Raw genomic sequence first — 19,394 nt, 5'->3', positions numbered from 1 at the left:
GTCCTTGTATATAAACCTCGAACTGATAGACTGCCAATAAATATTGCTTTTTGATTCAATCTACTAAGGCCTTGGTTTGGTTAGATACCGTTTGATACACATACACCTCCTACTCAACAGGTATGTTGAAACTCAGCACGACATGAAATTTTCAAAGAACTCTATTGAGATCGCTCATTGTGGAAAAGTAACTACAATGTCCGACCCGCTCAGCCAACGTGCTTTTTTGACATCCATTCTTTACAATTAATTGACGAATGGAACAACCCGATTCGGAAGACCAGCCAACCGATTCTGCAGAAAACCAATCTGAAAAAAGCCATACAACCTTTCACGTAACACGTTCAGTCCCAACAGAATCATCCACTCCCTCTGGGCCTCAAATCCGAGACCTCATTACTCGAACTGACCGTGCTGTCGATCACCTCCATCGCGAAGCCGAAGTGATGGGATTCAATCCCGGAGAAGTCTACGCCGCTTTCGAACGCGTCCAACAGGGATATGAAAGTCAGATTGAGGACTTAGCTGCGAGCCGGCTGCTCGTCGGCGGAGGTGACGATTACGTCGCAATCGCGCTTAATGGCTATGAGTGGTATCGCCTCGTCCAATGCGTCAGAGAAGGCGTGAGCGATGAGGCGCACGTTGAGGCCATCACCAGAACCACACTCGAGACGATGGCTGAGATTGGTGGGAAAGAGTGGTATTGCCAGTATGCCGTGGTAGTGGCGCTGCCCGAAAACAGGGTTAGGGTCGCCGTCGAAACGCAGCGAGATGAATTCGGAACTGGACATACTGGTCAGTGGGAACGCGTCTAAGGTGATTTAAACACCTTCAGCGATCTCGACGAACCTGAATTGCCTTTGACAAAATCTTTTTTATCAGTAGATCACTGACCCACGGCTAACTTCTCACAGTACAGCTGTCAGCCACACAACTTTGGAAGAATCCCCGCTCGCCAGTACACAATAACCCTGAAATCATTGTCTCCAGCTTGCTTGATATTCCACTCTGGCACTGGGACAGTCGCGGCCTGGATGCCGAGCAGCTGATTTCCGAGTACAGGGGCGCCACTCAATCCGTCGATTTGTACAACGGGATTATCGTCGATTGCGATGGCGGTCAGGCCGTACCGAAATGGGTCATTGTCTTCCGGCATCTCGTTCGCCAATCGATGCATCGCGGGATTCCGGATGGCGTTTCGATACGTCTCTACCTCGTATTCGCGATCCGGATCGGGAAAGCACTCTCCGTTGAAGCCGATGATGTCCACGGATTCCGACGAGTGCTCCGGAGCAGCCACGTCGTCTGAATTCCATACCTGATACCCGTATTCCTCTGGATCGAAGTAGATGGGAACCGCAATGATGTCAATCTCGGCGGTCTGTTTTACACCGGTTCGCTCCCTGATGTCGAGGTGTTTGACTTCGAATCCCGAGGAGGTACGGAGATAGACGTGAATCGTCGGAAGGTAGTCGAGAGCCACAAACGGCAGGTTGTACTCGTTCGTCTTGAGGGCGCCTCCGTTTGTTGGAAGGACGTTGTGCCGTGCAGTGACGAGGTATGTCTCTTTGTTTCCATCGAAAAAGAATCCGCTCGCTCGCATATACTCCCCACAGACGATTGGGCAGCTCACTCGCGGATCGGTCTTGGTGCAGTTGATTGGTTGTGTTTCGGCCATAGCACCCAATTTTGGGGCAGTAGTGTCGGATAAATGCTGACGCGAATATTTATACGCCGCTAGCCGAAGCGGTACGCGGGACGACAATTTGATGAGAACAACTCCACACTGTGCCAGTATGTCAGCAGTAGAGCTTTCTCTCGGTCTCGCTATTAACGCAACGTCGACAACGTTCCTTGAAAACCCAGTCAACTACAGCGACGAACGATCCCTCGCGGAGGAAACCCGTCGCCGTTTGTGCGTCATCGGCTCTGTTGAAATCCTCTTCATGTCTTGCGATTTGTTAAGGAGCTAGCTTTCAGTCGGATCCGGAAAAACTGGTGGAAAGAGTATCTCTTCCCAATGTCATCTCTGAATGATTTCAACAGAGCCGCGTCATCTTATCTCCATCGTCCGTTGAGAACGTTGAGGTTAGGAAATCACCGGGAGCAGCCGGAGACGTCCCGATTATCAGCAGTACACGGCCAAGTACGACCACGTCTGCGATATCTGAACCAACCCCTAATATATTATTTACTGAATGTATTTTTGATAGGGAATGGTGGTGAACTGTCATTCACCTGTATGATAATAATGGAATTTGAATATCTTAACAGTTATCCAACCAATCATGGAGGCTAGCATTATGAAACCTCCAGCTTCGCCAATAAAAAGACCGAGGATGAGTCCTAACCCAAACAGAAAAATGACCGCTGTCTCGACTCGATGGGCAGTTGAATAGGGGATAGGTCGTTTCTCCCACGCGTCTGGATTGTTGGGCTGGGGATCGTCGTAGTTCATATTCTTGGTGTGCTTCTGCCGAGCCACAGGCGTGAGTCTGGGTTGCTCAATGTCCTCTTTGGAAGGGAAAATAACCCATGTCTTGAACAGGTCAGTGGCAGTTCCCAGGACGCTCTGGTAATCGTCGGGTGCTGACCCGAGTTCATGCTGTGGGGTCACGTAGACACTACTATCTTCTACCTGTTTCACGCTGCCGCCACCCACTTTCTCGACGAGGATTGCGTACTCGGAGTCTGAGTCGATGACCCCCTCAGGAATGTCGACAGACCATTGCAGCAGTTCGCCATACACTTCCAGCGACAGCAACAGGTCGTCGTCATGCACCGCTACGTCCATAATGGTTGCTTCGATGAACTCGTCTTCGTTTGCCTCGTGTCTGTGGTGTCGCTGGACAAAACTATGGGTATCTTTCGAGAGTTTCTGCAAGCTCTTGTCAGTTACTGGTGCCTCGTCGACGATGGGCTGATAGCCAACACCGCCCTCACTGATCTTTATTTTCTCGGGCTTCTCCATGTACGACTCGATTGTTACCTCGTTGCCGACGAGTGGGCTGATGTCGCGGGAGAAGGAAAAGTCAAGTTCGTTACACAATGGCTTGAGCGTCGCCAGTTCCCGTGGGCCGCCGCCACGGGGATTCGATGCCCCCAGGCAAAGTGTAATTTCATGCTCTGCACCGACAATGAGCGTAATATATACAGAATTGTCAGAGGAAATATGCACCGAATCTACCCGTGCGCGGACATCTCCCTCGTTGAGGACGCGCTGAAGTTGATATTCCTCTTCAAGGTCGTCCACTGAGGAACGGGACATCTCGTTATACTCTAATTGTAAGCCATACTAAAGTATTTAACTTTTAGTAATATGAATAATTGCATATGTTAGTGCGGTACAGTCTGCATCACTACAGACCTAGAAGTTGATCTCCAAGCGTGGAATCAGCGGTAACTGACTGCTGACTACACGCTTTATATTCAGCAGGCGGTTTTCGACAGATATCGGAAAGATTGATGGTCTCTCCGTTACCTGCTTGGACTGTACTGAACGCGAGTTTCACGCCCACATGGAGAAGATGACCTTCTGCGAGATTGTTGGTCTTTGGGCCGTCCACAAAATAATTTGCCCATCAGATTAGCCCAACCCAGCATGGGTGCTAAGTTTGACTCCGGTATGTCGGCCACAGAACCACCCACCAAACACCAACTGACCTCCTCCCTGAAATCATCCTTTCGAAATGCCATGAGGGGAACATCGAAGTCGTCAACACCCTCTTCAAGTGACCGACGCCGCCGAAACTCGCAGGATAATCGAGGAAGAAATAAAAATCTACAAAGCATCAGAGAGTCAGTCAACTTCGCCGTCGCTATCGTCATCCTCTCCATGGCGCTTAACACAGTGTGAGTCGGTGACAATGCGAGTTGAAAGGAGAGCGTGGCGAGGAGGCGGTCGTGCGAATCTGCTGCGACGGCGGTGTCCAGTTTCACTCTGGCTGGGGTGCTCTTATTGTATCTGACGTGGGATCCGCTGCAGCGATGCCCGATCCCTCAGAATACGTCGATGATTTCGGGGTGCCGCATTACCAGCTCGAAGCCGCTGTCAATATCGCAGCCAGAAACGTGTACAGCGGTCAAATTCTTCCAGACGGCCCGCCAGGGAGCTACTACAGCGATGGACGGAGAGCCGCCATTTCGGCGCGTTCCATTGCAGAATTCGCCGACTACAGTCAACTACCCGCAGATCATCAACTGTACGAACCAGAGAACACTGGTGCTGGAACCGGGAGGACACCACGTGAATCAGAACGAATTCATCTGTACACGTCGGCGCGTGGATCGGTTTTTCACCGCCATCAAGAACTGCCCGCAAAGGCGGAACTGAGCATTGGTCAACTGGTGCGTGAGGAGCTGTCCTCGCCACCGCCCTGTGATAACTGGCGTGACGTACACAAAACGCTGGCAGACTACAACGGGGCGCCGCTGGTCGACCCGCCAGATTCGTCGATCAAAACCGGACGTGAGGCGCTCGTGAAAGCGATGGTCTTAGAAGTAACCGAAGCTCGAGACATTTTCCGAAACGAATGGGGTGAAATCGAAAATTGGACGGTCGGGCGTGAGAAGCCGTTCTTGTCTGACGTAGACGGATATCTGTTTGGCGGATGTGTCGACCGGTTTAGCATCGTCCTCGACGAGTCCTCGAGGTATGTAGGCGTATTTTCGACGGAACTCAAGTTTACCGATAGGATTCGCTCAGAACATTATCTCCAAGCGGCTTCGTACCAGCACGCCTTTGAACCGGTCTCAACAGTTGTTCGTCCGCTTGATGCAGCCCTAGTGAGGATCGATATCGAAGAAGGAACGTGTGAGATCAAAACCTCGCAAGACTCAGACTGGCCCGACGACGCGTGGAGCAAATTCAAGGCTGCATACGATAGATACTTCGATAAGTATCCGCTTGCCAATATGTGGTTGCAGCGGTCTGCTGACACAATCAAATAGTCTGCACGCTTCGATCGGTAGAATCCTTCTACGAACTCTTCCGTCCGCTTGATCACATCTTCTTCAACTTGGTGAAGTCTAGTCTAGCCAGAGTCATAGTTGCTTATACATTTTTAAGCAAGGAATGGGTTTCTCAGAAGATGCAATATGACCGATAAACCAGAGATACCCGCGACAGAAGAGAACCAGAAATTGGGAGAGTTTGCGATACAGATGCTGGCCGTCTTCAAGGAGAATGGTCTGCTGAAGGAAGATGCTGACATCCCACACGAGAGGGCGGCAAATATACTGCTTAGCGAGATTCACGACTGGTACCGTTCGGGTTGGATGGATATTGAGACCGAGTCGTTTGCTGATTACTGTGAGCGTGTTCAAGAGGCGAATTACGCTGCTGATGATCTTGAAGGCCGGTACTCGGCTGACTGATTTCGGCGGTTAATTCGGTGCTTCTGCCCGCTTTTGCAGTCTTTTTTAATGGTGTTCGACACTTAGTATCTAGTAGGATGATCGATATCTCGTTCGATGAAAGGCAGGGAAGTGAGGATGAGGTGCGAATTTTGACAGAGTGGAGTAGTGGACGTGTAGTTGTCCGTGATGATCCTGGGCCTCGGATGATGGTGATTTGCCAGATGCGTCAGCGAGGTGAATGGGTTGATGAGGCTCGGTGGCGCGTCACGCCCACCGGCATCGCGTATGTAACGGGGAGTATCGGTCACGAGTCTCGGTGGTGGCACGATTCGAAGCCGCAGCAGAAGCGAGTGCGTGTGTATGCTGATGAGGAACGGGGATGTGTGGTTGTTGAGCGTTGCTGGAGGGGCCCTCCGGAAGCAGATTATGAGCTGGTGGAGGATCTATCTTGGCGGTGGGCTGCACAGTGGCAGGTGGACGAAGTGGGTGTGGAATGACTTCTGGTGGATTGAATAATGGCGGGCGGTACAGTGTGGATGAGTACACGCTGTATGATTGTTTACCGACTGGTGGGTTATTGTTGTGTGATTAGGGAGCCATTCTTATTTCTCACTCACTCTTCCATTAATTTCTCAAATAATAGGGGCGAATCAATAGCCCACTTAGAACGCGTGCGTGGAAGATAGTGAATCAGAACCAGTTGAGTTGAGTCTTCACGGTGAGCGAGCTGAGTTGCCGAGTGATGTGGATCCTGTTGCTGCTGTATTGATTGCTGCTGATGAGTGCGAATAGCGGTCTGATGAAGATGGTGTTGATCGGGATGACAATGAACGTGGTGGTGTGGGTTAGAGTGCAGGCTGCCTGTAGAGCAGTCATATCGATAATAAGATGAGAATTTCATTTTAGCGCGCGGTGTGTGCTTTTCTGCAGTCTGTCTGGAGAGAGACTTAAGTGGAGTTAGTGTCTTGCAGATGACAATGATTGTATCTTTATCCAGTTTGCAGGAACTGGTGACTCATCTGGGTGTTCTTCTTTCGAACAACCTGGTACCGGTTGCAATCGTTACTACGGGGGCTGTTACGTTCTACTCTTTTATTTATAAACGGCCAGAGTTAATTATTGAAGCTAAACCATCCTTTGCTTTTCAGAGATTGAAGGACGATGATGGTGATGTTCAGGCAGGAATTATGCTTCTATTGGCGAACGTCGGTAACAGTTCCGCAGAGGAAGTTCATCTATCCCTCACTTCGGATGTCTTCTACTTTGATAATGAGATCGAGGTTAATGACACTGTCAATAGTTCTTATGAACCACCACAAGCAGGTATGGAGATACGAGCAGGGAGGAAAACAGTGTTCGTCGGAGGTGGAAGTCGTCACGATATCTATCTTGATAACGTGGTGTATGAGGGGGATGTCCAAGAACTCTGGTTGGGGGTTTCGGTATTCACAGAGGGACGGCACGATTTGAAGTATCAAGTTGCTTGTAAAGAGCACGGCCCCCGAAATGGGAAGATCTCTTTTGACGTCACTGTTGATGGTGATGGTGATGTTGATGTTGAGATTATAGAGAGAGACTATCCAACACGCCGGCGTCAGTTGAAGACGCGGTGGTTTGGAACGGTTGAGCGGACGAGAACGCAACGGTTAGAGAATCTTGATGATGACGTGGAATTCGAATCGGATGTTCACTAGCCGTTCTCTCATTTGCAGGGTGGGATACGGAAACCGGCCAGTTGGGTGGCGTGTCCGTTTAGCAGGTTTCTGTCTAGGGAAAAGTCTTTCTTAGATCAGTGAGATAGGGTTTCTATGGCTAAGATAACGAAAAGTATTGACATAGCAGACGTGCCACAAGACAGAGTTGAGTATGCTGACTTCTCTAAGCAGGGGAGTTTGTACGTGAGTCTGTCTGAGGAATCAGAACTGTATCTAGTGAAAGTGAACGGGGAGAAAGTGAAGGAGGAGATCGATGTAGATCAGAAGGCGTTGGATTCTTCGGGAGCGAATGACAAGTTGGATCAGCTCTTGTCAGATGCTTCGGGTGGTTCTGAGGATTGATGATAGTTGATTCGTTGGTATCGCTCGCTCAGTATTGGGAGGCGATTATTGCTGCGTCAGCATTACTCGTTTCAGTGATTTCGTTATTGAGGGATAAGCGATCACGTCAAATGGATATGCTGCACGATGTTTTTCGTAATATTGGTGATTTGAATTCGCAGATTGCGAACTATAATCCTAATGATAGGGAAGGGGAGCAAGTGAGGCAAGATGCGAAGATTTGGCAGCAGGAGAAGTTCAAGGAGTATGATTACCTGTGTTTCTTGATTAATCGTAAGAAGGTGAAGGAACGCGATGTGTATGAGTTAGGTGGTGAGGATATGATTGAGTTTTTTGATCGGTATGGAGATGAGATGGATGAGAATCAGTATGATGATATCGAGGTGGTTGTTGAGCGGTGGAAGAGTCGTCCACCGACTTCGGTAGTTAATCGGTTGGTGTTGTGGTTTGCGAAGACGCGTAGGGGTTATTTTGGTAGTTGAGTCATAGATGGAGGGTTGATGTTTATGAATGATGGCGCAGCCAACGCGCTGTGTGATGGTTGGAATTCACGCTCAAGACGACTTACTCGTCGTGGTTGGACTGTGCTTGTACGCTCGAGATTTCGAGGAAGCTGAACCGAGGAACGCTGAAAGGGCGTGGCAACTTGCTGAACAACTCGCAGGTCAACACGGGTTGTCGCCTGCGGAGGCTGTGCTTCAGTTAGAGTAGATGGAAATATCTTGTGGGCAAAAGCTATAATCCTATGATATCAATTTCAGGGATACTTAACATCCAGTAATATGTCGGAGTCAATCCTGAAGCACGATTGGAGTTCGTCTACCGTTATAGACGAAGATGAACTGCTGGATTACGTATTTCCCACCCACCAAGATTCGGACGCCAAAATCGAAGTTAGGAATTACTGCATAGAGATAGGAGGAGATACGATCGACACAGAGGCTTTCATCCAGTTTCTGAAAAAGAAGTTCTTGTACTTCGTGTTTCCCGAAGACGAACTCGAAGAGCACGGGATAATGGCATACAATGAGGCTCTTCAACGGGTTGGTTACGATGAGGACTATGACTCTGACGGCCTCTATGGCGAGTTGTTACTCTTCGTATTTATTGATGCAGTGTTGGATATGCCGATGATAACGCACAAATTGCTAATGAAATCAAACCCGAACGACGAAGAAAAAGGGTCTGATGGGGTGTTCTTTGGGGAGTACGATGGGGAAGTCAGTTTGGCGTTGGGAGAAGCGAAATTCTACACTGATAAGAAAGGCGGCATCAGGAGTTCGTTGGAAAGTACGTCGCGGTTCCACGGGGCTGGCGGTGATGAGAGACGAAGGCACTCACTCAGTGTTGCTTCACGGGGTTTGTTCGGCGGGACTAATTTGGACGGTGAACTGGATCAAGCCGAAATTGCGGAATTGGCAGAGCAGTTAACAACACCGTCGAGAGACTATCGATTAATTCATCCTATTTTCATTGGATACGAGAACACGGATCTAGTCGATGTGCAGACAGAGTCGGTGGACGAAGATCAACTCAGGGATCGAATTGTAGAGGTTGTGAAGGAGGATGATGTACTGGACTATATTGATGGTAGGATTTCAGAAGAACACGCCAACCTGAAAAAGCACTATATTGTACTCATATTCTTGCCTGTTGAGGATACCAGCGAATTCAAGAAACGTGTGAAGAACGCAATTTACCCTCATAATCAAGACTAAGATGTCTACATACGAAGAAGCCGCCAAAATAGAGTTTTTCAACGATTGTATAGATGAATTAGCAAAGGACTTGTTCTACGAAGATAACGAGATTTCGAAAGGACTCGCTACGTTTATCGACGAAGATCAGATTCGTAAAAGCGCGTGGGTGGCTTCGGGTTTAGCTTCAAGTCCTAATGATGATCATCGTAGGAAGGCGCTCTCGTTCGCTATTTTGGCGTACTTGAAATATAGCGGTGAGGAAGAAGCGGAAATTTATGAAAGGTACCTGTACATCATCCTATCTCGAATAGGTGATCTTCCGGCCGTTGGTAGCTTTGTTGACGATAATAATCGGACTGAGTTCGAAGAGTCGTTAATTTCAACGTTTGATTCGGTGTTGTCTCTCGAGATCGAGTCATACCGTGAGAAGTATGGATTCGGTGATGGGGATTACCTCTCCAAGTTCCAAAATGATATTCTTGAAGCTCTTACTGATGGAGAAGACGTAGCGATTTCAGGGCCAACTTCGTCAGGGAAGTCGTTCATCCTCCAAGAATACATCGAAGAGAAAGTTCAGAAAGAAGAAGACTTCGAAGTGGTTTATGTCGTACCGACTCGGGCATTAATTTCGGAGGTGAGTACAAAACTCAAGGAACGGCACGAGGAAGTGACCGTGAAGACTGGAGCCTATTTCAACGAGGATGATGAGGATCACGTTTTTCTCGTGGTTACCCCGGAGCGGTGTCTGAAACTGCTTCGAGAAGAAATGAAGGATGAAATCGATCCTTCGCTATTGTTCTTCGATGAGTTTCAAAACGTGGAAGATGGGGAGAGAGGTGTTCTGTACGAGAACATCATTCAGTCATTGAAAGAGATGTGGCCAGAGACACAGATCGTTGTTGCTGGCCCTTACCTTGATAGACCGGGTGAGAAGTTGGAGACGATTACTGGAGGGTACGTTGAGGAGATCACGACGGTATTCACGCCTATACTACAACTCAAAGTTGTTCTGCGTTTCCGGAACCTTGGAAATACATCTCACAGAAGAATTGATGCTACGATATTGAGCCCGACAGGGAGGGAAGTCTCGTTCCAAATTGACGAACCGGATGGAATGATGTATTCCGACTTTGGAAGTAGTAAGAAGGCTTTCTTGAGAAGAGCCGTCAATGAATTCGGGAAAGGGGATTTGAACCTAATTTATGCGAGTCAAAAGGGGTGGGCCGAAGATTGTGCTGAAGAAATTAGAGATGGTTCAGATCGTATCGTTACGTCAGAACAGGCACGTGATTTGATTGACTTCTTAGGCCGTACTATTCACGAAGACTATTCGTTGATATCTTGTCTCAGGCACGGTGTGGCGTTCCATCACGGAATGGTTCCGAAAATAGCCAGAACGGAAATCGAGGATCTCTATGGGAAAGACCTTCATACGATTATTAGCACTCCAACTCTTCTTCAGGGAGTTAATCTTCCAGCCGAGAACATATTCATCCATAACCCGTATAAAGGCCAGGAGCAGTTGACAGAGTTTGATTTCAGTAATCTCATTGGGCGTGTGGGGAGATTGAATAAGAAGCTCTACGGTACGGTCTACTGTATTGAACGTGAGGATGAAGAGTGGTCAAAGGATAAGTTGGAGGAAACCAGTAACAAGGAGATTGAGCCAGCTACCGAGAAGGCATTGCAAAGGGATGTTGACGACTTCGTTGATGTTGTTGATGAGGAAAATATCTATGAAGTGGAAGAGGATCATCTTCGGTACACAGGGATTTTACTCCGAAACAAGTTTCTGAAAGATCAGGATTCTGGGTTCGAGGAGTACTTGCTTAACAAAGAGGTCTCTGATGAGGATATTAGCGAGATCAGTTCGAAGCTTTCTGATAGGTTGGATGAAGTAACTGTGCCTGAGGAGATTCTAAGGAGGAATCCTACTGTTGATCCGCTTCAGCAGGATAAATTGTACAAATCAGTGAAGCAGAACCCGGGGAAGTGGATTATCAGTAGTCATAGAAGAGACTACTCTTATGATCAGCTCGAAAGGATTACAGAACAATTAGACGATATTTTCCTGATCTTTGATGATGATGGTGAGCAAGGGTACTCGCCGTCAGAAGGAGAGATTATCTACACTGCGCATCGGTGGCTGAGCGGGGATTCTTACAAGGATATGATTGATGGTAGGCAGGAGAGTGATAAGATTCCAGAAGGCGAAGATGATGTGGATATTTCAATTCGACGGGTTATGGAGATTATTAACAAGTATGTTCGGTTCACGCTTGTGAAGTATTATCGTATTTTGACAGATATTCTCGAGGAGATTGATTTTGAGACAAATGAGTGGATGGTAGGGTTTGATCAGATGTTGGAGATGGGTTCGGTTGACTTTCGGAAATTAGAATTGATGTCTATGGGTGCTGATAGAACTGTCGTGGTGGAGTTGCCGATTCCGGATCAGGTGGATGATGTGATTTCTTATTTGGAGCAGGAACAAGGGCGTCTTCGGTCTTTCCATCGTAATCATCTGCAAGAGCAAGATATCCTCTAACTTGATTGGTGATAATGAGAGGGTTGAGTTGGAGCTTGAAGTGAGGAACTGATTTCACTCGTTGAAGTTGGTTAGCGTGGATTGATCTTCGTGCTCTGAAGCTGGCTGGTTCGATTTCGATTCCGTGCGCATTAGACCGGGGTTCTCACGGAAGAATTTTCGGACATCTTCATAGGCGTCGTATTTGCCTTGATATCTCCTGTAGGTGTTCTTGTGCTTCTTTGCGTGTTGTTGCATCGCGATCGAATTGCCAGTTCCGAAGTCGCAGACTGAGCAATTGTATTTCGACATATTTGTGTGTGTTCGTTGATAAGTTTTAATTGACTTGCTCAGTGCCCTCGATGCTCCTTCGAGACAGATGTTTGCCGGCGTTTAAGTTGGGTGGGCGAGTAATTCGTAATGAGTGGTAAAACGGACGGGTGATTGTTTGCAGGTATGTAAGCGAGAGCAGCTCTTTAAGTATGATTTCGGTGGTAAAATGGTAACCCACTCAAACGAGATTCGGAACAAAATTATGACAACCGATAACACATCAGTAGAAGTTTACGAGAAGTACATCAGAGGGAGCACAGACACACAGGAAACCAGTCACCAGAAAGACGACTTGGACGAGTGGTTCATCGAGAACACAGACATTGATCCATCAACTGTCACTGAACACGTTGACTTGGACGTGAGTGGCTCTGAGCGAGATCGTGAAGGATATCTCAATCTGTTAGAAGGGATCAAAAGCGGTGAGGTAGATCACGTGGTTGTCTGGGAGATTAGCCGAATAGGACGTCGTGGAAGCATCATCCAAGAGTTCTTTGACGCGTGCGAAGATAACGACACAACCGTTCACATTACGAATGGGAAAGTTGAACGGATCAAGCCAGACGGTACCAACCGATTTGTCGCGGATATTGTTGGAATGGTGTACACTGAAGAACGTCGTCAGTTGATACGGAGGACTGAGTCTGGACTGAGGAGAGCTCGAAAGGATGGGAAGTGGCTTGGTCAAGTTCCTAAGGGTTTCACTAGGAGTGATGAGGGGTATCTTCACCCTCTCGTTTCTCCTGATTACGAGTCTGGCGAGACAGGTTTCTTCGATGTTGCTGAGGCTTTGGAGAAGTTAGAAGCAGGAGAGTCTTATCGTGCTGTTGCTCGAGAGTTGCCAAATTGTACTCGTCAGACGCTGATGAATATTGATAAGGACGAGGAGCGCCGGGAGTGGTATTTGAACGGTGAGGCTGATGATGAGAAGGTTCAGGAAGCGTTGGAAGATATCGAACCTTCGAGTTGACTGTCTGGTTTTTGACCGGGTTTAAAAAGTCAGAACGAATATATTAATTTGTGAGCGAAGAAACAGAAAGTGAACTAACTCACACAACGATATTGATCAGTGAAGAGCAGCAGGAATGGCTTCGGGAATCAGAGATCAATCTTTCAGCGTTGGTTCGTGATATCATTGATGATGCGCGTGTACGCGAGGAAGTCGATTCGGCGTCGATCTTGGAGGGCGTGTTTGTGGATCGTGAGCGGTACCGTGAGCGTGCTGAGAAGATTGAGGAAGTGAACAAGGAACTTCGGGAAGATCTCGTTGAAGCACTTCGAGATTCCTCAGAGAACAGGGGTGATGGGGATGCCGATTAATGGTGAACGGTGTCCTGAATGCGGGGAATTCTCACTGTCTCATCCAATGCCGCGTGAGGAACCACGTCCGTACGATTTCAGTCCAGGTGAGTATGAGGGTTTGATTGTCGAGTACCGTCGTTGCCTTGGCTGCGGAAACGAGTACAGGAAGGTTGAACGCATCCTTGAGCAGCTCGAGCAACTCGAGGGTGATGAACGGTGAGTTACGTTGTTCGTTGCAACGAGTGCCAGGGGAAGGTGTATCCCGTTCCAGTTGACTTCCAAGGTGACGAACGACTTTTCGCGTATCGTTACGCTCTCGAGCACGCTCGGGAAACTGGGCATAGTGACGTGGAAGTGTTTAGTGGTCATCATTGGGTTGGTGATGGAGACCCACCGCGAGACTTCGAAGAAATCTTCTAACGCTGGATCTCTTCTTCAGCGGCGTCCAAAGTGTGGTATTCGCCCTCAATCATATCGTGTATCGATACTACCCAATCTGATTCTGCGCCGTGTGTCATACGTGGTGTTGCGTTCTCCGACGAGAAAACACTGTTTAGACCACATAACGGGACTAAACGCTTAACCTGGTGTGGATAGCAGCGCGCCCGTGCCGGCATTCAAGTAACATCTCGCGCTATCATACAAGTACGAGGTGACAAGGCACGCACTGGAAACACCATATCACGACTGGTTCATCTGGTTCACGCGGTGCAGTGCAGTTGCGGTTGCGGCCCCAACTTCCCTTACAATACGCGACTGACGGTTGCGAAGAACGAAGTCAATTTCCTAGCTGAGCTAGTGTTTATAAGTCACCCATGTAAACGAATAAATGCAAAAATGACAGCAAAACGGCGAATAATCTCGACAAAATCAGGAAGTGTAGGACGAGGTGGTGTAGAATGAGTCACGGAGCGAACGTAGCCTTTCAGGTTGACGATGGGGAATATGACATCTACTATAGTCATAATGGCGCGCAAGACCTTCAGCTCCGTGATGTTTTGATAGAAGAAGTCGACGATAGCAATGGCTACGTAGACCCACACAGCCTCGGTTCGATCGAGCCACTACCGCAGCTCAGCAAATGCCCATCTGAATATACAAAAGCAGACGGGAGTGCAATCGACTCTAATCCATTAGCACAGCGTGTGCCACTACAAGCCCTTGGATACAGTGTTGATTTTGCGGATGCGGAAGCAGTGTACGTAGTTAGATCTGGCCGCGTTGAGACGTACTATCCTGTTTGGCTGTTCCCGAACGTGGTTCGTCCGTGGCGGGATCACCTCACTGTTGAGGTGTATAAGTCTGGGAATATTGTGGATGGGCCTATGGATTTGTTTGATAAAATCGAGTCAATGGAGCCGCTGCGAACAATTGATGGAGAGACACTATCTGGTGATATCTTCGATGACACGATCGTTGAGAGAGTGGTACGCGATGAGCACGCGAATGTCTACGCATTGTGGTCTAAAATGGTGTCTGAGTCAGACGATGACGAACCAGATCTTAGAGCAGTGCTGCAAACTTCTGCGTACACTGTGCATATTACTGTTGACGGAGACGTCAACTCCTTCCCTGAGAAAAATGGGGGGATGTTCGTTGAGATAGGGCAGATGAGTCAACGTGAGATTGAGTTGGAGGCAGCTGCCCTTCGATTTAATATTGGTATGCGTCTGAACGCGCTTCGCCACGAGCCCACTGATGAAGAACTCGCAGAGGCAGCCGCAGAAGCATCCATCGAAGCGTATCAGTCGTTCGGTGATGATATCGCGTCGTTTTCTCCGGCGCCGTATGGGCAGATGTATCGTGCAGTTGAGAAGGTAGGTGGTGTGTCAACTGATTCTGCGCCGGAGCTGTCGAAGTTCTTTCAGTAGTTCTTTGATGATAATGGCGTGTGGTTTGAAATTCCTATTCGGGAAGGTACGTTTCTGCTTGCTGCGGTGTGTCGTACAGCCCGCTGGCAACTTCTACGAGGACTTTGTGTTCGCAGAGGCGTGTGACGCGCTTGGAAATGTAGGGATGGGATTTCCCGATGATATCTGCGAGGAGTCCTGTTGTTGCTCGGCCGTTCGTTTGGATTTCTTGCAGGATTGCTTCGTCTGCGTCGTTGATGTAGATGTTGTGTTGTTCTCGTGCTTCCATTGTGTGTTTGTATACGCTTTAGAGGTATTTAAAACAATATACTCTTTATCAAAAGAATATGTACTAAGAGGATTAGTTAATTCTGTTACTCTAAGGGTATTAACACTTATTAACCACTACCACCAATGAAATAATAAGAAGAAAAGAAGAAGACTGACGAACCAAAATAATTACCGGCAAACGCCAACGAGCAGGGTAGTACCCTACCGCTGAAGGGCAACGCGGACGAATTCGCACTTGAGCCCGGATGTATGGAGGCGAAAAGCCCTCGTCTCTCCCGTTTTGGGGTGTTTCGAGGGTTCTAATGGGACTACAAGGCCCCTGAAACCTTGATGGATGGCGGATGTCGCCCTACGCCTCACAATCTGTGTGAGGAAGCGAGTCCCTTCAAATTTGAGAGAATTTAGCATACCACGCAAGTAGATGGATCCTCACCCACGATGGGTGGGACGGGGTTCGACTCCCCGTTGCGACTTCAGATGCCTAAGTGTTGACCATTGTTGCCATACAAGTTTTAATTAGACTTATGACACGAAATACAGGATCTGACGAAGACAGTTACGACAACAAAGACATTCCGTTCGACAAGGCGGCAGGAGTTGCAGAACAAACCATCAGCGAGATGGATGACGAGTTCGAAGAAGGGAGTGGATGGGCACGGGTTACAGACGTAACACGCGTCTGGACGGCCATCGAGGACGGCTTTGATGCCTACCACGCTGAGAAACATGAAGTGAAGAGTAGTCGAGCAGAGGCGAGTCTTGACTGGAGCAGGTCAGCTGATATCACCTTACCGAACAAGCGACTGGCAGTGATTTGGTACGCGGAAATATGTGGGCAGATCAGCGATGGTGCGTGGGAGAACCACTCCTGAAAGTGAAACGCGAGAAGTTCGAGAAACACCGAAGTCAGATTGATATGTACTTCCTTACGGAAGTCACCACTTCCGGGCGCGTACGCATTATCGGTTACATCACACCAGAATACCTCGCAGAAGCAGGAACCGAAGTCAATGAAGGAGAAACCTACAAACCCGATGACGAACGACGACGATTCCGCAGCCACGCAGACAACATCGTCGCAGAACCAGACGACTTACGCATCGTCTGGCGCCGAGAAGAATAACTACTACAATTCCTATTCTGTCTTACCCCCTCGAAGACGAGCCACCGCGAATGTTGTCAGCAACGCAATGACCGCAACAGCAGCACCGAACCCAGGCATTCCTTCCTCCTGCTCTTCGGATCCATCATCCTCACCACCATCATCACTTGAAATAGAATCATCACCATTACCACCAACATCATCACCCTCACCTCCTTCACCACCAACGTCCGCGCTCTCAACCTCTATCGTCGTTACTTCTTCCGCAGAATTCGACTGCAACGCCAAATCATACGTACCAGGCTCATCCGGCAAACCCAGTTCCTGAGTCCCCGTCTCGTCAAACGACACTGATTCACGAGTCTCCGGGAAACCAGCAAACAAAGTATTACTCTCCGAAAGCGTTCCCTCAACTGAAATTGTCGCCGTCTCACCAGCCTCAAACGACGCAGATCCATCAGCCGGAGTCACTTCAACATCAAGCTCATCAGCCGGACTATCCGATTCCTCAATCTCCTCTTGCAAATTCTCGTTCCGCTCCTCCAGCGTCTCGATCTGTTCCTCTAACGCCGCGATTTCCTCATCAGCCCCATCTAACTCCTCCTCGAGACCGTCGATTTCGTCCTCCAACTCCTCGATTTCACTTTCTAATTCCTCGTTCTCTTCCTCTAAGCTCTCCGCCAACTCTGACTCCTGATTGCCTTCCCGCAGGTCAGCAATCTCTTCCTCCAGCTGCTCAACCTCGTAATGCGTCACATCTGGATACGCTCGATCAATACTCATCGTGAACGAATACTGTGTTTCCCAGTCAGGATCATTCACCTCAATACAAAATGGACTCTCGTCTTGCTTTGCCCAGATATCAACTGTCGCTGTTTCTCCTGGTTCTGGATGAATGAGAGTATCCATACCATATTGGCCGGTTTCTTCAACACCCGCGTTGTCAATACCACGCACCCCAATTTCCTCGTCTTGCTCCGCCGAAATTGTCACTTCCGGGCTTTGCGCCTCATTCGGAGTTGTGAATTCTAATGTGACATAATTTCCCCGTTGGAGTTGGAGATTGGCATATTGCCGATCATATGATTGAGTCATTGACCCTTCACGTAAATCTGAGTCTCCTGTTATTAGTGGAGCCCCATCACATTGGTCTCCCCAGTCATCGTCTACTGCCGAGGCGGTTGTCGAAACAGGTTGAGCCATCGCAACGAGGCTCAAAACCATAATCGACACGAGTACGAAGTGTTTCACACCCATAGAGTGTGGTGTGTTCACACATAACTTATAGTTTTAGAAGGGTTTCATCCATCAGTTTGAAAAATTTGCCACGGAAACGAAGAAACAGACCCACACACCGTTCGGCAGAAAGACCAACAACAAACAACCAGCTAACGGCTGACTCTCACGTCTTCTAATTCTTCAATCTCATCTACCTTCCTGAGATCAACCCAAATATCCCGATACTCGTAATATAACTTGGCCAAAACATCGTCATCACCCCACTCCTTCACCTTGATCCGACTACCATAATTCTCAGTCCAGAAGCCAGGCAAATCACTCCCCGCAAACTCAACTACCAACACGTCACCGTCAACGTCTTCGACTTTCCCAGTCAGCTCAAGATCGCCCGCGCCAGTTTTACCGTTGAATTCCAAAACGACGTTATCCCCTTCCTCTGCAGTGCCAATGCCTGTCATACAAGTCACAAACTCTCAACTAACCAATTTCACATTTATGGTTAATTGCTAACACTATCTGAGTGAGTCACAAACACCCACACAATCAAACGCCAGACGACTACAGGCTAAACCAGTTACGCAGAACCCCTATCATACTCCTCATCAAACCAATCACGACGGAGCTCCATCTGCTCCTCCTCACTCAACTCCGCATAGTGATCATCCAGCACATCCTCACTCACGTCTGCCCTGTCGCTGATGAGCGACTTCGGCACCTCGTTCTTAATCTGACGCGTCAACGCACCCGAACGAAGAGCGTGAGGCGCCTTACTACTCGGACACTTGCACGCATCGTTGTTGTTCCGAGCCGCTTGACACGACTCCGCATCATAATCCTCGTGCGGACACCCGTCCTCTGTCACACACGGCCGCGTAACCGCATAAACGAAGTTACGAAGAGTGTTTTTATGATAACGTCCACCATTCGGAGACGCGAAGAGCGGCTTACGGCCGTACTCATCCACAGGATCATCCGGCCGTTCTGGGTTTTCAAGGTAGTCACTAATAGCGTCACACACCACGTCAGCGATGCCCACAGTGCGCTCACCAGGCTCCCCGTTCTTCAACGTGGTGCCGCTTTCGGGACGGTGACGCAGACGCATCGCCTTCTCCTCCTCACAGAAATCATCCTCATCAAGACTGTGCGCAGTGCCAATACGCATTCCTGTGTTCCACAGGAGTTCGAATAGGACGTGTTCGACGCTTGCCCAGTGGTACTTCCGCAGGTTCTCCTGAATCTGTTCGCCGCGCTCGAAGGGAAGGTGATCACTACGCTGCCCCTCATCACCCTCCAAAGACGGGCTACGTACGTACTCGTGCAACCCAGGATGAATGGCCTCGTAGTCCTCCATATTACGCACGAAAACACGGATGGTGTCCATATCAGACTTGAGCGTGACCTTGTTCACCGACTTTTTCCGGTGGATGCGGTAGTCCTGCAAGTGACGGCGGTTAAGATCAGCCGTTTCTGCCACACTTGTGTTTTCATCGAGCCAGCCAAGGAACATTCCCAACCGGGAACGGTGGGCGTAGATAGTCTCCTCAGCATAATCCTCGGATTCGCAGATTTCGATGTGTTTGTCGAACGCTTCGTCCATCGTCAACGGGATAGGTTCATTGTCTCGCATTGATCCGC

19 protein-coding genes are annotated in these 19,394 nt (G+C 48.7%); 13 read left to right on the top strand and 6 right to left on the bottom strand.

Features of this window, described 5'->3' with window-relative positions; all coding sequences use genetic code 11:
- Positions 1-446 precede the first annotated feature (446 nt).
- Complete coding sequence (locus ACFEMD_RS20165; RefSeq protein ID WP_394743075.1) at positions 447-815, top strand: hypothetical protein; 369 nt, start codon at positions 447-449, stop codon at positions 813-815.
- A gap of 107 nt (positions 816-922) precedes the next feature.
- Here the strand turns inward: ACFEMD_RS20165 and ACFEMD_RS20160 are convergent, their stop codons facing one another.
- Together ACFEMD_RS20160 and ACFEMD_RS20155 are read right to left on the bottom strand one after the other, a co-directional pair.
- Positions 923-1,678, bottom strand: coding sequence for a hypothetical protein (locus ACFEMD_RS20160; protein ID WP_394743074.1), 756 nt, complete (start codon positions 1,676-1,678; stop codon positions 923-925).
- Between the two features lie 552 nt (positions 1,679-2,230).
- Positions 2,231-3,253 (bottom strand): hypothetical protein, encoded by a 1,023-nt coding sequence (locus ACFEMD_RS20155; protein WP_394743073.1) that lies wholly within the window; start codon positions 3,251-3,253, stop codon positions 2,231-2,233.
- Positions 3,254-3,987: 734 nt separating this feature from the next.
- Between ACFEMD_RS20155 and ACFEMD_RS20150 the strand changes: the two genes are divergently transcribed.
- The 10 genes from ACFEMD_RS20150 (at position 3,988) to ACFEMD_RS20105 (ending at position 15,148) form a co-directional block, all read left to right on the top strand.
- Positions 3,988-4,950 carry a hypothetical protein gene (locus ACFEMD_RS20150; protein ID WP_394743072.1) on the top strand — a complete coding sequence of 321 codons (963 nt, stop codon included), beginning with the start codon at positions 3,988-3,990 and terminating at the stop codon, positions 4,948-4,950.
- Positions 4,951-5,097: 147 nt separating this feature from the next.
- Complete coding sequence (locus ACFEMD_RS20145; RefSeq protein WP_394743071.1) at positions 5,098-5,376, top strand: hypothetical protein; 279 nt, start codon at positions 5,098-5,100, stop codon at positions 5,374-5,376.
- Between the two features lie 992 nt (positions 5,377-6,368).
- Positions 6,369-7,052, top strand: a complete 684-nt coding sequence (locus ACFEMD_RS20140; protein ID WP_394743070.1) for a hypothetical protein — start codon at positions 6,369-6,371, stop codon at positions 7,050-7,052.
- Between the two features lie 114 nt (positions 7,053-7,166).
- Complete coding sequence (locus ACFEMD_RS20135; RefSeq protein WP_394743069.1) at positions 7,167-7,415, top strand: hypothetical protein; 249 nt, start codon at positions 7,167-7,169, stop codon at positions 7,413-7,415.
- Complete coding sequence (locus ACFEMD_RS20130; protein ID WP_394743068.1) at positions 7,415-7,897, top strand: hypothetical protein; 483 nt, start codon at positions 7,415-7,417, stop codon at positions 7,895-7,897. The genes ACFEMD_RS20135 and ACFEMD_RS20130 overlap by 1 nt, the downstream gene beginning before the upstream one ends.
- Before the next feature lie 300 nt (positions 7,898-8,197).
- The gene (locus ACFEMD_RS20125) at positions 8,198-9,133 is read left to right on the top strand and encodes a HamA C-terminal domain-containing protein (RefSeq protein ID WP_394743067.1); all 936 of its coding nucleotides are present in this window, start codon (positions 8,198-8,200) and stop codon (positions 9,131-9,133) included.
- Position 9,134: 1 nt separating this feature from the next.
- Complete coding sequence (locus ACFEMD_RS20120; protein WP_394743066.1) at positions 9,135-11,663, top strand: DEAD/DEAH box helicase; 2,529 nt, start codon at positions 9,135-9,137, stop codon at positions 11,661-11,663.
- A gap of 514 nt (positions 11,664-12,177) precedes the next feature.
- The gene (locus ACFEMD_RS20115; protein ID WP_394743065.1) at positions 12,178-12,945 is read left to right on the top strand and encodes a recombinase family protein; all 768 of its coding nucleotides are present in this window, start codon (positions 12,178-12,180) and stop codon (positions 12,943-12,945) included.
- 50 nt (positions 12,946-12,995) lie between these two features.
- A complete protein-coding gene (locus ACFEMD_RS20110) occupies positions 12,996-13,295 on the top strand; it encodes a hypothetical protein (RefSeq protein ID WP_394743064.1) in 300 nt (99 codons plus the stop codon).
- Positions 13,296-14,176: 881 nt separating this feature from the next.
- A complete protein-coding gene (locus tag ACFEMD_RS20105) occupies positions 14,177-15,148 on the top strand; it encodes a DUF6735 family protein (RefSeq protein ID WP_394743063.1) in 972 nt (323 codons plus the stop codon).
- 34 nt (positions 15,149-15,182) lie between these two features.
- Here the strand turns inward: ACFEMD_RS20105 and ACFEMD_RS20100 are convergent, their stop codons facing one another.
- Entirely contained in the window at positions 15,183-15,416 is a 234-nt protein-coding gene (locus tag ACFEMD_RS20100) for a winged helix-turn-helix domain-containing protein (protein WP_394743062.1), read from the bottom strand.
- A gap of 526 nt (positions 15,417-15,942) precedes the next feature.
- Here ACFEMD_RS20100 and ACFEMD_RS20095 point away from each other — a divergent pair.
- Positions 15,943-16,290 carry a hypothetical protein gene (locus ACFEMD_RS20095; RefSeq protein ID WP_394743061.1) on the top strand — a complete coding sequence of 116 codons (348 nt, stop codon included), beginning with the start codon at positions 15,943-15,945 and terminating at the stop codon, positions 16,288-16,290.
- Positions 16,272-16,541 (top strand): hypothetical protein, encoded by a 270-nt coding sequence (locus tag ACFEMD_RS20090; protein ID WP_394743060.1) that lies wholly within the window; start codon positions 16,272-16,274, stop codon positions 16,539-16,541. Before ACFEMD_RS20095 ends, ACFEMD_RS20090 begins: the two co-directional genes overlap by 19 nt.
- A 12-nt stretch (positions 16,542-16,553) precedes the next feature.
- Here ACFEMD_RS20090 and ACFEMD_RS20085 read toward each other — a convergent pair whose 3' ends face one another.
- The 3 genes from ACFEMD_RS20085 to ACFEMD_RS20075 all read right to left on the bottom strand — a co-directional run bounded on the left by ACFEMD_RS20085 (position 16,554) and on the right by ACFEMD_RS20075 (position 19,386).
- A complete protein-coding gene (locus ACFEMD_RS20085; protein WP_394743059.1) occupies positions 16,554-17,777 on the bottom strand; it encodes a PGF-CTERM sorting domain-containing protein in 1,224 nt (407 codons plus the stop codon).
- Positions 17,778-17,908: 131 nt separating this feature from the next.
- Positions 17,909-18,217, bottom strand: a complete 309-nt coding sequence (locus ACFEMD_RS20080; protein ID WP_394743058.1) for a hypothetical protein — start codon at positions 18,215-18,217, stop codon at positions 17,909-17,911.
- A 116-nt stretch (positions 18,218-18,333) separates the two neighbouring features.
- Entirely contained in the window at positions 18,334-19,386 is a 1,053-nt protein-coding gene (locus ACFEMD_RS20075) for a tyrosine-type recombinase/integrase (RefSeq protein ID WP_394743057.1), read from the bottom strand.
- Positions 19,387-19,394: the final 8 nt, after the last annotated feature.

It is taken from the genome of Natronococcus roseus, assembly GCF_043677095.1.
Classification (GTDB): Archaea; Halobacteriota; Halobacteria; order Halobacteriales; family Natrialbaceae; genus Natronococcus; species Natronococcus roseus.
The sequence above is the reverse complement of the archived record's forward strand: the minus strand, read 5'-3'. Positions and strand labels throughout refer to the sequence as shown.